The sequence below is a fragment of the Nocardia sp. NPDC052254 genome, from assembly GCF_040679495.1.
GTDB lineage: Bacteria > Actinomycetota > Actinomycetes > Mycobacteriales > Mycobacteriaceae > Nocardia.
Genome location: NZ_JBFAUW010000002.1, coordinates 402,005 through 417,491, shown reverse-complemented (window position 1 = coordinate 417,491; position 15,487 = coordinate 402,005). Strand labels below are relative to the sequence as shown.

The following is a 15,487-nucleotide window of genomic DNA, read 5'->3' as shown; positions in this document are numbered from 1 at the left end:
CCGGCGTGCTGGTCAGCACGGCCCGGCTGCCGAGCGAATGTTGGCAGCATAATAGGGCCGATGACCGGTTGCGATCACGATATAGGCGAGGGATTTCGCGCCATATCGTGACCTGCATCGGCGAGCTTACGGGATCAGACGATTCGGATCAGGATCTCGGAATGCCCCGCCCGGATCACATCTCCGTCGGCGAGCTGCCAGTCCTGTACGGGCGAACCGTTGACCAGCGTTCCATTGGTGGATCCGAGATCGGAGAGCATGGCAACCTGACCGTCCCACCGCACCTCGATGTGGCGGCGTGACACCCCGGTGTCGGGAAGTCGGAAATGGGCGTCCTGGCCACGCCCGATGATGTTGCTGCCCTCGCGTAGCTGGTACGTGCGGCCGCTGCCGTCGTCGAGGTGCAGCGTGGCCGAATAGCCGGATCCTCCGCGCGGCGGGGCCTGCGGGGCCTGTGGAGCCGCACCGTAGGCGGGCGGCTGCTGGCCGTAGGCCTGCTGCTGACCGTAGGCAGGATCCTCGGCACCGTAACCGCCTTGTTCGGCGTATCCCTGTTCGGCATAGCCCGGCTCGGCGTACCCCTGCTGGCCGTAACCGCCCGGCGCCTGGCCGTAGCCCTGGTCGTATCCCGGTGCCTGGCCGTAGCCCTGCTGTTGCCCGTAGTTCTGTTCGGGATAGCCCTGCTGTTGCCCGTACCCCTGGTCGGCATAGCCCTGCTGCCCGTACCCCTGGTCGTAGCCGCCCTGCTCGTAGCCGCCCTGTTCGTAGGCCTGCTGCTGCCCGTACCCCTGGTCGGCGTACGCCTGCTGCCCGTACCCCTGGTCGTAGCTGCTCTGGTCGTAGCCGCCCTGTTCGTAGGCCTGCTGCTGGCCGTACCCCTGACCGCCCTGTGGATAGCCCGCTCCACCCTGCTGGTAGTCCGCGCCACCCTGCTGGTAGTCGTAGCCGTTCTGGTAGTCGGCGCCACCCTGCTGATAGTCCCCGTAAGCGGGCTGCGACTCAGGTGCGCCGTACTCACCGCCGCCGGGGTACTGGCCACCCCGGCCGTAGTCGTCCTGGTATTGCGGTGCGGGGCGGCCGCCCGGCGGGGGTGCGTACCCGCGGTTGCGTGGATCGGACTCCGCGGGCTCTCGGCTGGGGTCGTAGCCTGAGTTCTGCGTCATGGGGCCAGCTCCTGGTTGCGGGTGTGCGGTTCGTTGTGGGGGTTGTCCAGATCTATCGGGTGGGCGGCGCGGAGCCGGAGGGTTCCGGCGGCCCGCATCCGGGTCCACCCGGCCGTGCGTCCTGAACTGCCCGGTGTGCAGCGTAGGGGATGGTTCGAATTCGACGTGTACTTCACCGTAGGTCTGCCACCCTTGATCGCGGATGTAGTCCTGCAAATGTCTGGCGAAGGCGCGGGTGGTCAACTCGTGATCGGCATCGAGTTCTTGCAGGTCGGTGGGGTTGACCGTGATGACATACAGATTCGGGGCGAGAAGGTGCCCGCCGTCGAGTTCGGTCAGCTGGTCCGAGGCCTCGCGTTGCAGCGCCGCCTCCACCTCCTGGGGAACGACGCTGCCGCCGAACACTCGGGCGAAGACGTCCCCGACGGCACCCTGTAAGCGTCGTTCGAAACGCGAGACGATGCCCACTCCGGCCTCCTTCGATGCCCGCCCTCGTATACCTGCGCTGTCTGTTCACGTCTGCCGTTCGGTCTGTGCCGTCCGGTGTCACGATGACATGCCGATAGGGCGTGTCGTCGGACGGACACGGTCATTGCATGATATCCACGATCCTCCACCCCTGTAACTCGCGACTGTCATCAGTGGTTCCCGAGTGTCTCGGGCAGTGGTCGAATTCCTCCTTCGTAAGCCCTCCGAGCAGGCGATTTCATTTGGATCCAGCGCGCGTGCTACTGTCTTCCAGTCGCTCGGGCGAGTGGCGGAATGGCAGACGCGCTGGCTTCAGGTGCCAGTGTCCTTCGGGACGTGGGGGTTCAAGTCCCCCTTCGCCCACAGATGAAGAGCCGCAGATCGGATTTCCGATCTGCGGCTCTTGTCGTTTGTGCTCGGGGATGCGGTCGGTCGGTCGTGCAGTGCGCAGCGCGACACCGAAACAGCCTGGGCGACAGCAGCATTCGTATCGTGCATCGAGGCGACCAGCACGTGGTCGTGGATGATGCCGCCGTCGCGAGGCTGGATCACCGGACACCGGCGGTGCGGAGTTTCGCCGCGAACGCCTCGCCCTCGTCCCGGAGTACATCTGCCTCACCGGTGATGACCGGGGCCGGCGGCAGCCCCGCCAGTCGCTCGGTGATGGCGCGCGGTGATCTGTGCCAACGGAGTCACCGGCCCCGGCGCCTGCGGCTCGCCGATGTGTCCGGCGCCGTATTGCCGGCCGCCTGCCGATACCGTTCCGATCGCCGGCGCGCGGGCGCGGGTCCCACGCCGGTTCTCATCGCTTGTTACGGCGGCGCACCGTCAGCACGCCGGCGATCCAGCCGACCACGAACAGGACCAGCAGCACCAGCCACAGCGGTGAGGTGATGTCGATCATCAGCAACGTGATCGACACCCGATCGCGGTTCTCGGCGACGAAGATGACCGCCAGCACGATCAGTATCAGTGCCACCCACTGGGTCGGTGAGACGCGAGCGAGTATCGAGCGTTTCTGTGGTGCGGTCATGTGCTTTTCCCTTCGGCTCGGACGGACACTGTGTGGAAGTTGCTCGGTGGCCGCGCTATTCGCCGGCGAGGACCGAGCGCAATCTGAGGGTGTCGGCGGCGGTCCAGCCCGGGGGTTGCAGGATTGCCGCCCACGAATCGGCGACGGCCGCGTGGAAGGTGTGTCCGTGGCCGTCTGGAACATCGGTCGAGACCGCCATGTCCGCCGACACCTGCAGGAAGGTGACGACCGGAATCCAGCGGGTGCCGGGCAGCACGTCGTATCCACGCGGTTCGCGCAACCAGTCCGGCTCGTCGAACAACAGGTGCGGCGACCACCACGTGATCGGATCCGACGGATGTTGCAGATAGACCACCCGGGGTGAATTCCACGGTGGCCCAGGGCGATCCAGATCCGGCGGTCGGGCGGCGAAGTGGACGTTCCGGCCGCCGTCGTAGATGGGCAACCATTCCGGTGAACCGGAATCGCGCCGGGCGGTCAGTTCACCCCACAGCACATTGTCGTTGGGCGGGCCGACGAACAGGACGCCGTCGGTACGGGCGGTGATGTCGCCGATACCGGAGAAGGCCGCCTCGCCGCCGAACGACCCGAGGCTCTCCCCGAAGACGACCAGTTTCGGCCGGTGTTCGCGTGGCATGGCCGTCCAGCGCGCGTACACCGCGTCGAAGAGGGCACGCCCGGCCTGCCGGGCCCGTTCCTGGTCGACCACGAACGAGATCCAGCTGGGCAGATAGGAGTACTGCATACCGACGATCGCGGTATCGCCGTTGTAGAGGTATTCCAGTGCGGAGGCGGTACTTTCGTTGATCCAGCCGGTGCCGGTGGTGGTCGCGACCGCGAGCACCGCACGGTCGAATCCGCCCGCGCGATCCAGATCCGCCACCGCGAGTTCAGCGTCCGCACGGAGGGTGGGTGCCGATGCCAGGCCGGTATAGGCCCGCACGGGTTCGCGTGCCGGGCGGCCGTTGAATTCGGAGAGTTGCGCGGTCGTCGGCCCGGCGGAGACGAAGATCCGGCCCTGTCTGCCGAGTGCGGCCCAGTCCACGAGAGAGCCGGGGCCACCGGATCTCTCGGGGACCGTCGGCGGGGCGGAGCCGGGGGCGGTCTCCTGGTCTGCCGCCTCGAAGGTGTTGTTCAGCAGAGTCATCGAGCCCTGTGCGACCACACCGTTGAGCAGCGCCACGATCAGCGCGACCACCACCGCCGTCCCACCCACGACCGCGATCCGCGGCGGCAGGAAGCGTCCCAGCGCGCGACTCACCCAGCGGCACAGGGCCCGTACCAGCCGGGCGATCCCGACCAGCACGAGAAATATGGTGACGGCCACGATCACGATCAGTGGGTAGGAGTACCAGCGCAGATCCGAAACACCCATCAGATCCCGCAATTCGCGCTGCCAGTGCGCGAAGAGCACGAACATGGTGACCGTCGCGACCGGTGCCACGACGGCCAGCGCCCACCACGTCCACATCGGCACCGGCCGGCCTCGGTCGTGGTGAATTGCCCACACCACCACCGCGGCCAGGGTGGCGCCGAGGGCATAGCCGAACGTGGCGGCCGCGCCGGTGACGAGTCCCTGGAACAGCGGGCCTCTCGGCAGCAGTGCGGGAGTCAGCGACAGCCAGGCCATGACGAGCGCGAGGGCCGCGCCGGTGAAACTCGCGCCGGGGCGGGGAATCGATCCGCGATCGGGACGGCCGGATACCGCTGGATTGGCAGCGGGTGCGGTGTCTTCCGTGGCAGGGACATCCGAGGTTGCCGGGGCGTCGTCAACCGAACCAGGACGGGTGGCGGAGATCGAGTCCATCGGTGTCCTCTGGTGCCGAACGGAAATGTCGTCACTCTACCGCCGATTATGTGATCCAAATCATATCGACGGGTGGGGTCTCGCGGACCTTGCGTCGTGCCGGCGGGGTGCTCAGCCGCGCTGGGAGCGCACGAGATCGACGGCGTCCTGCGTCACCGGATCGGTGATGTCGGCGAACTCCTCGTGCTTCTGCAGATAGCCCGCGACGAACGGGCAGATCGGCACGATGCGGAGTCCGGCCTCCCGGGTGCGCGCCAACGCCTGCGAGACGAGGACGCCGGCCAGCCCGCGTCCGGCGAAATCGGAGTCGATTTCGGTGTGGTAGAAGATCCGCTGCCCGGCGCGGTCGAGGTATTCGGTGAATCCGGCGAGCCGATCGTCCACGCTGATTTCGAACCGTTCCGCGGCCTGCGTGACGACCGGGTCTGCTTGCTGTTCGGCGGTCATGATCACAGTATTGCCGTCCCGGACCTCGCAAACGGGCAGCCCGGGCGCAGGACGCGCGGGATGGTGTGATCTTCGCCGCATTCCTGGCCTGTCGTCCCGGGGCTGTCGCGCGAATTCGGGCGGTGCAACCCGAGTTAATCAAGTTCGCTGCTGAAATATGCCAGTAGTTCGACTGAGCTGGATACGCAATATTGCGCCGAGATCCTATCGCCAAGACCGGTACTGTGAGTCATAACAGACTTTGGGTTTGTTTCATTTGGTCGAACCATCGCCGCAAACCTGAGCGTAATCGCGCGGATGAGCTCTCTACCTGCCGTGATGACGTTCTGGTGGCCGTGAGGCGACGCGTCGGCGAATGGTCGGTATGCGTGATCCGGCTTTATAGCTAACGGTCGAATGGCAATGGATTCCCGGTAAATCGGGTGGCTCAGTTCGCCTATTGCGCATATTTCCGACCGCGCGCCAGGTATTTGCGGGTGGTCTCTGGACCTGCGCACTGCCGGTGGGTTTCGGCTCGGTTACGGCATGGCAGACAGGGTGTGCAGGAGGTTGCGTAGGGATAACGATTGTGTAGAGTTGACGGTAACGCTGGCCGCAGCTGAGCTGGACTCGCTGCGGCCAGTGGATCTCAAATCAGGACTCTGATCATTGTCCGCATCCCAAGGAACCCGCAAGGGATTTTTCCGCCTCCCGCTGCCGATACCGCGCCGTTAACCGGATATGCGCTCACTCTCGGCCGCCGACCGCAATGCCGTCTGTTCCGATGCCGCACGCCGTCCGGGCCCGAAAACATAGGCCAGGAACAGCAGTTCCGCGATTGCTCCGATGCCGAGGCGTACCGGTGCCGGCCATCCGCTCGGCGTCACGAAACCCTCGATGATGCCCGAGATCAGCAGCACACCCGCCAGACCGAGCGCGACCGTGGCGGTCGCCCGGCCCTGTCGCGCGAGCGCCGCCGCCCGGGGCGAGTGACCCGGATCGATCAGGGTCCAGCCGAGTTTCATGCCCGCGCCGCCGGCTACGAAAACCGCTGTGAGCTCCAGCATTCCGTGCGGTAGCAGGAAGCCGAAGAACGCGTCCAACCGTCCCGCGTCGGCCATCAGGCCGCCGGATACCCCGACATTGAGTGCATTCATGAACAGCAGATAGCCGGCGGGCAGGATCAGAATTCCGGTGAACAGCGCGATTGCCGTCACCCAGGCGTTGTTGGTCCAGACCTGTGCGGCGAAGGCGTCGTGCGGATGTTCGGAGTAGTACGACTCGAAGCGACCACCCGGCGCCGTGAGTCTGTCCGCATTCGCGGGCAGACTCAGCGCCGTGCGTGCCCGCCCGGATCCGGACACCCAGATCCCGATGACGGTGGATACCGCGAGGAAGGCTGCGGCCACCCCCGCCCACCACGGCCACGCCCGGTACACCGCGGCGGGGAACCGGTGGGTGAAGAAGTGAGCGATCTGCGACCAGGTGTCGGTCCGTGCCCCCAGCAGTCGTCCGCGAGCGCGGGCCAGTACCGCGCTGATGCCGTTGATCAACTCCGGATCGGGTGAATGCGACTGCAACCGCGCCAGCTGCTGGGACGTCCGGCGATACAGCGCCACGAACTCGTCGACCTCGGCACCGGTGAGGCGGCGCTGCCGGGTCAGATGGTCGAGCCGGTCCCAATACCGCCGTTGCGCGAACGAATAGGCATCGACGTCCATCGGCCCCTCCTGTCTGTATGCCTGATCCGCAACCGAAGGCTAGTTCGTATGCGGCCGATTCGGGATACTGGAGCGATCATGGCCGAATTCACCACCGGGGAGGCCGTCTCCCTGCAGCTGCCGATCGCTCGGATCCCGATCCGCGCCGCCGCATTCGCGATCGATCTGCTGCTGCAGCTCGTGCTCGGTGTGCTGCTCCTGACGGTGATCGTGGCGGTGCTCTTCCAGCTCGAACCGGACGGAGCCTGGATCGACGTGGCCGCGCTGGTCACCATGATCACGGTGGTGGCGGGCTATCCGATCGTGAGCGAAACCCTCATGCGCGGGCAGACAGTGGGGAAGCTCGCGCTCGGGTTGCGGGTGGTCCGCAGCGATGGCGGGCCGATCGATTTCCGGCACGCGCTGACCCGGGGCCTGGCGGCGGCACTGGTCGATTTCTGGAATCTCGGCGGATTCGGTTTCGTCGCCGTGGTCACCTCACTGTGCTCACCGCGGGCTCGGCGGGTGGGCGATATCCTCGCCGGCACCGTCGTGGTGTCGGACCGGGCACCGATTCCCGTGCCCGCCTTGGCCGTTGCGCCGCCCTGGCTGGTCGACTGGGTGGCCCGGCTGGATCTGTCCGGACTGACCGAGGAGCTCGCGCTGCCGGTGCGGCAGTACCTGACTCGGTACTCCGATCTCACCCCGCAGGTACAGGTGAATCTCGGTACGGCCCTGGTGATCGCGGTGTGCGAGCAGTTGCGTGTGGTGGCGCCCCCCGGCTATCCGCCACTGCAGATACTGGGCGCGATCATCGGGGAGCGGCAGCGCCGGACGTTACCGCCCCCGCGGCTGCCGTTCTGGCCGATGCCCGCACCGATGGCGGTGCCGCCCGCACCGGTTACAGGGCGCCCGATCGTTTGAGTTCCAGATACTCGTCGGCCAGCGCCTCCGGCAACCGATCGGGTGCGGCTGCCACCACATCGATTCCCAGGCGCTGCAGGGTTTCCCGCACGATCGCGCGTTCGCCGAGCAGATGTTCGGCGGCCGCGGCGGCGTAGACCTCCGTGGCATCGGCACGGCGCTGTGCCGCCGCGGCGATCTCGGGATCGGTGACCGAAACCAGCAGCACCCGATGGCGTTTGCTCAACACGGGTAGTACCGGCAGGAGGTTCTCCTCGACCATCGCACCGTCGAGACTGGTGAACCACACCACCAGGCTGCGGCGGCGAGTATGCCGGACGGCGGTGCGGACCATCGCCGCGGTGTCGGTGTCGAGCATTGCCGGCACGATGCCCGACAGCGCGTGCATCAACGTGGGCTGCACGGCTTTTCCGCGTACCCCACGGAGCTCGGCGCGCGCCTCGCGATCGAAGGCCAGCAGATCGACGGTGTCACCGGCCGCGGCGGCCAGACCACCCAGCAGTAGCGCGGCTTCGATGCCGGTGTCGAGCCGGGTCTGTTCGCCCAGGCGGGCGGCACTGATCCGGCCGGTATCCATGAGCATCAGGACGTGCCGATTGCGTTCGGGGCGCCAGGTGCGGACCAATACATCGGTGGCGCGGGCGGTGGCCCGCCAGTCGATCGAACGCACATCGTCACCGGCGACGTATTCCCGGAAGGAATCGAATTCCGAACCCGGGCCGCGGATATTGGCCACCGAGCGGCCGTCGAGGTGTTGCAGCCGTTTGACCTTCGACGACAGGATTCGCTCGGTGCGAAAGGCAGGCAGCGCACGAACTTTCGCGGGTACCTCGCGCCGGAACTGGCGTCCGGCCAGCCCGAGCGGTCCGAACAGCCGGACGGTCACCGGCCCCGCGACCCGATCACCCCGGCGGCTCGGGCACACCGAGGTGGCGACGCTGGTCCGGGTATTCGCCGGCAGTCGCAGGTGGTGTGCCCGAGCGGGTGCGTGCGCGCTCGGCGGCCAGTCGTCCCACAGCAGTGCGCGCACAGCCCGGGTGCCACGGTTGAGTACGGCGAGTTCGATGGTCGCGGTGCGTCCGACCCGGACGGTGGTGAGCGGGACACGGCTCAGCTCGAGATCATCGGAGCCACAGGCGATCACGTCGATGGCAACGAGTGCGATCAGGATGCCGGTGAGTATCACCACGCCCACCCAGGACGGCACCGCGATGCCGACGATCAGCGCGGCCGCGGCGGCGCACAGCGCGAGCCGACCTGTGACGATCATCGCGTCACACCGGAACCGGGACCGAGGACAGCAGTGACGACATCACACCCTCACCGGTCACCCCGTCGAGTTCGGCCTCCGGCCGCAGTTGCAGTCGATGCCGCAGCACCGTCACCGCAACGGATTTCACATCGTCCGGTGTGACGAAGGTCCGGCCGTTCAGCCAGGCCAGGGCGCGGGCGGCTGCCAGTACCGCGGTGGCGCCGCGCGGTGAGGCGCCGTGCTGGACGGCGGGGGAGGTGCGGGTGGCACGGCACAGATCCACGATGTAGGCCAGTACCTCCGGATTGATCGTCACCTGCGCGATCGAGGCGCGTGCGCTGGCGATGTGCGCGGCACCGGCCACCGGGTGTACTCCGGCCGCACTCAGATCACGTGGATCGAAGCCGGCCGCGTGGCGCTGGAGAATGCGGAATTCGTCCTCGCGCTGGGGCAGATGGATGTCGACCTTGAACAGGAACCGGTCGAGCTGCGCCTCGGGCAGTGGATAGGTGCCCTCCTGTTCGATCGGGTTCTGCGTCGCGATCACGACGAACGGATCCGGCAGTGGTTGCGGCACGCCCGCCACCGAAACCTGGCGTTCCTCCATGGATTCCAGCAGCGACGACTGGGTTTTCGGTGGGGTGCGGTTGATTTCGTCGGCCAGCAGCAGATTGGTGAAGACCGGACCGCGCCGGAAGGTGAATTCGGTCGTGTGCGGATCGTAGATCTGGGAGCCGGTGACATCGCCGGGCATCAGATCCGGCGTGAACTGGACGCGAGTGTGCTCCAGCTCGAGCGCGGCGGCCAGGGCCCGCACGAGCAGCGTCTTCGCCACTCCCGGAACGCCTTCCAGCAGCACGTGGCCGCGGCACAGCAGGGCCAGGATCAGGAACATCACCGCGTGGTCGTTGCCGACGACCGCCTTGCCGATCTCGGCACGAACGTCGCCTAGCGCCCGCAACGCCTGTTCGGCGGTGGGGGTGTGGTTGGTCTGCGCCGTTGTCATCGGAGTCTCCGTCATCCTATTTCCGAGTCGATCCAGTCAAGTTGTGCGGCAACATATTCCAGCGTCGTGTCGTCGGGCACCGGACCGTACAGCGCGGTGGATATCAGCTGCGGGTCGACGCCGATCCGGTGGCCGATCACGGCGCTCACCCGATCCGGCGGGGTGTCGGTGCGCAGGTTCAAGCGGCCGCGGATGCGGCGCAGTGTCGCCTGTCGCAGTTTCGCCGCGACGTGTTCGCGATCCTTCGTCCGGCGGTAGAGCGCTGCCTGTCCGGCGAGCAGTTCACCGGCCGCCACCTGTACCGGGCGGGGTTCGCCGACCACCGTGCCCCGGCGCCGGCCGCGCCACCACACCACGATCGCCGCGAAGACGAGTGCCTGCGCCCCACCGTAGGCCAGCCAGGGCGGGAAGCGTTCGAAGATCGAATCGTTGCCCGCGCCGGGCTCCGGGTTCGGGAGATCCGGTCGTTCCGGTGGCGGCGGGGGATGGGTGGGTGGCGGCGGCGCCGAAGGGGTGGCGGCCAATCGGATCAGCAGGTAGACGATCAGCGCGACAACCAGGACTCCGAGAACCACGGCCCAGAACCGCTTGTCGCGCAACAGCCGCGGGAGTGGTGGCAGACTGCGGCGGCGCGTCGCCGATTCCCCGGATCGGGCCTGGTCGACCGGATCTGCCGGGGGAGGCGGGGCGAGCGAATAGCGGTCGGCGGCACTGAGACGCTGGTATTCGTCGGGCGAGGCGGTGCGGCCGCCATAGACGATCTCGTCGAAACTGTGTGCGGCGCCATCGAATTCGCCCGCGGTGCCGGGAAGTGCCCGCGCTGCCGCCCGCGCGGTCTCGCGTGCGGTGCGGGAGCGCCGGACCTCGAGCACCCCGCCCTGTTCCAGCCCCCGCACCACCGCGCGGAACCGCTCGCGCAGGGCGGTGTCGAAATCGTGCTGGCCCGCGGCAGATTCGGCGGCGGCCCGGTGCTGGGCGGCCGGGCCCAATGCGGGTGCCGGCGGTGCGGCGTCCGCGGGCTCGTCCGGGCGGAACTGCTCGGTCACCGGATCGCCTGCTCGGTGGGTATCCGGATATCCGCACCCTCACGGACACACCGCCGGTCGATGTGGATGATCACGGCGGTGGCGGCATCCACGGCGGCCGCGAAGGCCGAGATCAACAGGGCCGCACCGGACAGCAGTGCGGTCATCGCCCAGCGATGGGTGCCCGAGATATCGGAGAGGAATCCGAGCAGTCCAGCGATCGGGACGGCGAGGACCAGCAAGACCGCCCGCAGATGGATCCACAATCCCGCGAGCGGCATGACGCGGCCTGCCGCGAGGGTCTTCGCCCGGACCACCGCGGCGCGATACGGCAACGGTTCGGTGTAGAGGATCGGCGCCACCGTCCACCGGTTGCCCATGATCCGGCCCAGCCAGATGCTCGCCGGAATCAAGGTGATCACCAGCGGGGTGCCGATGATCAGAATGCCCAGCACGATGAGCAGGGAGATCAGCTGGTCGGCCGCGAGCCGGGCGGCGACCGTCCGAAAACGCCCACAGGCCGCTCGCGCCGTGATCGGCTGCCGGTGTGCGACACCGAGTCCGATCGGCACGGTGACGCCGATCGTCCACAGCCGTAGCAACCATGCACAGCAGACTGTGGAAAGAATTGCCGCCCACGCGCTTCCGGCGCTCGAGCCATCGGTGACGACCGTGACCAGTGCGGTCACCCCGAGCACGATGCCCAGTGCGAGCAGCGAACCGATCCCCGCGAGTGCCGCGATCGTTCGAATCCGGTACTGCAGGACGGCGAACGGCAGATCGGCCAGTTCCCGCCAGGACAGCGGCCGTATCGGAATCCGCTCGCTGTCGTCGGGATCGGACGCCGCGCCGGAGGTACCGCGTGCGTGCGGCATCCCGGCGGCGGACGGCCGGCCCGTCCGATCGGCTACGGCTGGAAACACGGGCCGAGTCTATCCAGGGACGCGCGGGCACGAAGGGTATCGAGTGTGGCCCGATGTGACGCATCGTTGTGGTCCGGAGCGTTCGACGCGGCGACCGACAGCGGCATCGTGGTGCCCGTGGTTCGGGCGCGGTACCGCCTATCGTCCCGAGGGTTCACCGGTGCGACATCGTGGCCGATGGGGGGCTCGCGGTGCGCACGGCGTCGGTGCGCAGGGCCGTCCGTCAGCTCCGGCCCGTGCCCGGCGGGAGTGCGCGCCGGTCGTGGTGGCCGAGCTCCGGCGTATCGGATCCGGGGAGCGCGCCGTACGGGTTCTTCTGGGGGAGTTCGTACCCGGCCGGATACCGGGGAAGTGCCGCGTACCGCGCGTAGCGGGGGTCGTACTGATACGCGTACCGGGGGTCGTACTGCGGGTACTGGGGTGCGGCCGGTGGCAGGAGCTGGGCGTCGATCGTTTCGCCGAGCGCCGCGGGGACATGCGAATCCTCCGCATCCACCGTGACCTTGCGGGTGCGTTTGAGGGTGAAGGTGATCTCCTCGGCCTCCTCGAAGACCTGGCGGACCGTGCGCAGTGGGGAGGTCGCGGTATCGATGGTCTTGTCCAGGGCGGTGGTGACGAACCCGGGCACCAGCGGGCGGATCCAGCGCGCGGCGGTATCGGTGAACGGCACCGTTCCGATCACCGGGAGTTCCAGCCCACCAGCCTTTTTCGAGCTGTCCGGATCGGCCGGTGCGAGTGCGGCCGGGGGAACGGATGCGGGCAGATTCCGCGTCGCGGCCACAGTGGCCTCCTGAGTGCTGGGGTCGGCGGACGAGGGAAGTGCGGCCAACGCCTCGAATTCGGCCACCGCCCGCTGCTGCGGTTCGGTGATGCCGATCTCCAGATTGCCGATGGCCGCTACCACCCGTTTGCGGTGGCGTTCGCGATCGATCGCGGTGTCGGCGTGCAGCGCCAGCCGCGTCGCGGTCAATTCCTGTTCGGCGCGCAGGCTTTCGGTCTCGGAACGGATCCGCGACCGCTCGACGGCGACGGCGGTGTCGGCGGCCCGGGCCGCGCGGTCGACCTCTGCGCGCGCGGCCACCGTCCGATCGAATGACGATTCGCCCCGCCAGATCCGCGACAGCAGCGGCAGCAGTGCGAGCAGGACGGCGATCACGACGGTGAGCAGTCGCAGCAGCAGGGCGCCCGGATGTCCGGTGGTGTACTCGTTCATCGCCAGCCAGCGCGCGCCGGGACCGCGGTCTCCGGTGTGGAAGGCGGCGGTGCGCGCCTGGTCCAGTACCGTCCGCTGGGCGGCGATCTGTTCGTCCAGCGGCCGCACCCGGGCCTGCGCGGTCTCCAGGCGTCCGCGCGCATCCGCGAGCATGGATTCGGCGGTGCGGCTTTCCGGTCCGCGGCCGGGCACACCGGTGATCTTGGTCTGCGGGCACTGGGCTGTGGGGTGGTATTCGCAGCGCGCGACGATCAGCGCCTGGTCCATGTCGGTCTGCGCCCGGGTGATGTTCTCCGCGAGCGCACCGCGCTCGGTGGTGGCCCGGTCGAGTTCGTTCCGGGCGGTGACCACACTCGCCGCGGATTCGGCATCCCGGCGGGCGCGATCGTCGAGCGTCCGGGCGACGGAGCCGCCGAGTATCACCGTGCTCGCCAGCTCGGCCACGATCACGCCGGTGAGCACGGCGACCGCGATCCGCCCGAATCGCTCCGCACGGACCCGGCCGTCGACGTGCCGGGACAGCGGTGCGGTGGCCAATGCTCGCGACACCGCACCGACCAGCAGCGCCGCGATGATCCCCGCGAGCACGGCCACGAAGCTCGGCCGGTCCGCGGCCGTGCCGGCGAGGGTGACCACCGCTCCGGAGATCACCGCGAAGAGCAGGACGATCACTCCGGTGACGGCATAGGCGGAACCCTCGTGGACCGATTCTTCTCGCCGATCCGGACGTCCGGCCTCGGCCCCGCCCAGCCAGGTCAGCACACCGGTCAGGGACTTCGGCGCACGTCCGGACCGTTGAGCGGCCGGTGGTCCGGGCATATCGGAGCCAGGGACATGGGGATCGGTCAACGGATTCACATCCTCTGGGGTTCCCGGTCGTATCGAACCGGGCGAATCGGTCGCTGCATCGTGGTCCGGCGGCACGCGGGGCCGGCCACGCCTGATCAGGGTTCAGAGTGACAGGCCGAGCGGGCATCCACCGAGTGCGGAGACATCGATGTGGCAAGCCTCACAAGCAGGGCGGAAGGTATGTCCTATTCTCGGTCGCGGCCGGTGGCACAGTGGGTTGCGACGGCGACGGTGACACCGCGACAGGAGGGGCCCGACGTGCGCTCGAATTCGGACAGTGTGCCGACGAAGGGCTGGGGGTTCGGTGGTGGCGCCGAGGACGGGGTGCGATCCGGTTCGAACCGCGGTCGCGGATGTCGCGACCGGCGTCCCCCATTGGTCGCGGCGGCCGCGCTGCTGCTGGGACTCATCGGATCGGTCCTGCCGGTGACGGCCGAGCGGACACTCCCCGCCGCCGGCGCCGGACCCGCTGCGAGCGGTCCCGAATCCGAGCTGAGTCCCGTGGTCGAGTTGGTGTTGCGCCGGTTGGACACCGCCGATGCCGTGGCGGCGGCCAAATGGGAGAGCTCGCAGCAGACCGGGCAACCACCGGTCGTGGACGATCCGGTGCGTGAGGCGCAGGTCTACGACGCGATGGCCGCGGCCGGCACCCGCTCCGGCCTGCCGCAGGACTGGGTGCGACAGGTCTTCGCCGGTCAGATCGAGGCGAACAAGACGGTGCAGTACGGACTGCTCACGCGGTGGCGCTTCGACCCGGCCGCGATACCCGCGCCCGGATCCGGACTCGCCGCCGTCCGGCCGATCATCGACGAGGTCAACGGGAAAATTCTCGATCAACTGGCGGCACAACGCGCGGTGCTGACGGGACCGGATTGCGCGCAACGGCTCACGTCGGCCGTCTTTCCGGTTCTGACCTCGGGGCGGGTGGACGGACTACACGCCGCGGCGCTGGTGCGGGCCACCGTAACGCTTTGTCCCGCAACGCATGTGAAATAAACCACAGTCATCCACAATTGGGTTAGCCACGAATGTGCTGAACTCCACATTCGCAAAGGATGCCGTACGGTCCGCACATTGGCGTGGCTTGTCGTTCCGGTATCCGTATTGTCTCGTCGAGGTGTCCGGAAAGTTAGCCGTCCAACACCTCGGTTTGCGGCCGCCGCGGACGGGGAAATCTGTTTCGACGCAGGTGAGGGCGCTGCGTGGGTTCGGTCTTCCAATTAGCGGCCGATGTTCGAGTGCTGCCGGTGGCAGTGGCGAACGCGACTCAGAGATCTGCGCTGCCTGCTTTACACTGGAGAACGCGCAGGTAGTGGAGGACCGATGAAGATGCCCAGGTAGACGGAATATTTAGCCCAACCTAAGTTGGATGGGCACCGGTCCTGACTTATCGTTTGCTCTAAGTGTCGGAGTGAATTGTCCGACTCATCGCCCGGGCTCGGCAACGAGCCGCAAGTTGCAGCCTAGCGGGCGAGCACGGCGCGGTGGTTGAAGAACTTCTAAGGGTTCCGCAACCGCCGAGCACCCGACTACGTCACCGAAGCGGGTGAACAACTGGAGAGTTCGACTGCACGGGATGACCATCAGCGCCGCTGGTCGCCGCAACGTCCGGACGCAGTCTAGACGGAGGCGTTTCGACTAAGGGCCACCAGACGAGGGCACAACTCGGGCCTCTTCGTCGAAGGCGCCTATTTCTTG

The 15,487-nt window shown here is 67.7% G+C and carries 12 protein-coding genes, 1 tRNA gene and 1 pseudogene; 3 read left to right on the top strand and 11 right to left on the bottom strand.

The window, feature by feature from the left end; all coding sequences use genetic code 11:
- Window positions 1-134: 134 nt before the first annotated feature.
- Window positions 135-1,631 (bottom strand): DUF3662 and FHA domain-containing protein, encoded by a 1,497-nt coding sequence (locus tag AB0L57_RS06860; RefSeq protein WP_364958342.1) that lies wholly within the window; start codon window positions 1,629-1,631, stop codon window positions 135-137.
- Between the two features lie 280 nt (window positions 1,632-1,911).
- Here AB0L57_RS06860 and AB0L57_RS06855 point away from each other — a divergent pair.
- Window positions 1,912-1,994 (top strand) — tRNA-Leu (locus tag AB0L57_RS06855).
- A 93-nt stretch (window positions 1,995-2,087) separates the two neighbouring features.
- On the opposite strand, the pseudogene AB0L57_RS06850 reads toward AB0L57_RS06855, so the two are convergent.
- The 5 genes and pseudogenes from AB0L57_RS06850 to AB0L57_RS06830 all read right to left on the bottom strand — a co-directional run.
- Window positions 2,088-2,308: pseudogene (locus tag AB0L57_RS06850) on the bottom strand (alpha/beta hydrolase fold domain-containing protein); the annotation flags it as partial.
- A gap of 125 nt (window positions 2,309-2,433) precedes the next feature.
- On the bottom strand, window positions 2,434-2,664 hold the full coding sequence (locus AB0L57_RS06845; protein WP_364958339.1) for a hypothetical protein: 231 nt from the start codon (window positions 2,662-2,664) through the stop codon (window positions 2,434-2,436).
- Between the two features lie 55 nt (window positions 2,665-2,719).
- Entirely contained in the window at window positions 2,720-4,471 is a 1,752-nt protein-coding gene (locus AB0L57_RS06840; RefSeq protein WP_364958332.1) for an alpha/beta-hydrolase family protein, read from the bottom strand.
- A 111-nt stretch (window positions 4,472-4,582) separates the two neighbouring features.
- A complete protein-coding gene (locus AB0L57_RS06835) occupies window positions 4,583-4,918 on the bottom strand; it encodes a GNAT family N-acetyltransferase (protein ID WP_364958329.1) in 336 nt (111 codons plus the stop codon).
- 710 nt (window positions 4,919-5,628) lie between these two features.
- Entirely contained in the window at window positions 5,629-6,618 is a 990-nt protein-coding gene (locus AB0L57_RS06830; RefSeq protein ID WP_364958326.1) for a stage II sporulation protein M, read from the bottom strand.
- 78 nt (window positions 6,619-6,696) lie between these two features.
- Here AB0L57_RS06830 and AB0L57_RS06825 point away from each other — a divergent pair, with 78 nt between their 5' ends.
- Complete coding sequence (locus AB0L57_RS06825) at window positions 6,697-7,521, top strand: RDD family protein (RefSeq protein WP_364958323.1); 825 nt, start codon at window positions 6,697-6,699, stop codon at window positions 7,519-7,521.
- Here the strand turns inward: AB0L57_RS06825 and AB0L57_RS06820 are convergent.
- The 5 genes from AB0L57_RS06820 to AB0L57_RS06800 all read right to left on the bottom strand — a co-directional run bounded on the left by AB0L57_RS06820 (window position 7,499) and on the right by AB0L57_RS06800 (window position 13,789).
- Window positions 7,499-8,791, bottom strand: coding sequence for a DUF58 domain-containing protein (locus AB0L57_RS06820; protein ID WP_364958320.1), 1,293 nt, complete (start codon window positions 8,789-8,791; stop codon window positions 7,499-7,501). The genes AB0L57_RS06825 and AB0L57_RS06820 overlap by 23 nt on opposite strands.
- Window positions 8,792-8,795: 4 nt before the next feature.
- Window positions 8,796-9,779 carry a MoxR family ATPase gene (locus AB0L57_RS06815; protein WP_364958317.1) on the bottom strand — a complete coding sequence of 328 codons (984 nt, stop codon included), beginning with the start codon at window positions 9,777-9,779 and terminating at the stop codon, window positions 8,796-8,798.
- 11 nt (window positions 9,780-9,790) lie between these two features.
- Window positions 9,791-10,825 carry a DUF4129 domain-containing protein gene (locus tag AB0L57_RS06810; RefSeq protein ID WP_364958314.1) on the bottom strand — a complete coding sequence of 345 codons (1,035 nt, stop codon included), beginning with the start codon at window positions 10,823-10,825 and terminating at the stop codon, window positions 9,791-9,793.
- Window positions 10,822-11,727: a hypothetical protein gene (locus AB0L57_RS06805; protein ID WP_364958311.1), complete on the bottom strand. Its 906-nt coding sequence runs from the start codon at window positions 11,725-11,727 to the stop codon at window positions 10,822-10,824. Before AB0L57_RS06805 ends, AB0L57_RS06810 begins: the two co-directional genes overlap by 4 nt.
- Window positions 11,728-11,950: 223 nt before the next feature.
- Window positions 11,951-13,789 (bottom strand): DUF4407 domain-containing protein, encoded by a 1,839-nt coding sequence (locus AB0L57_RS06800; RefSeq protein ID WP_364958308.1) that lies wholly within the window; start codon window positions 13,787-13,789, stop codon window positions 11,951-11,953.
- Window positions 13,790-13,993: 204 nt separating this feature from the next.
- Between AB0L57_RS06800 and aroQ the strand changes: the two genes are divergently transcribed.
- On the top strand, window positions 13,994-14,785 hold the full coding sequence (aroQ, locus tag AB0L57_RS06795; protein WP_364958305.1) for a gamma subclass chorismate mutase AroQ: 792 nt from the start codon (window positions 13,994-13,996) through the stop codon (window positions 14,783-14,785).
- The last annotated feature ends 702 nt before the right edge of the window (window positions 14,786-15,487 follow it).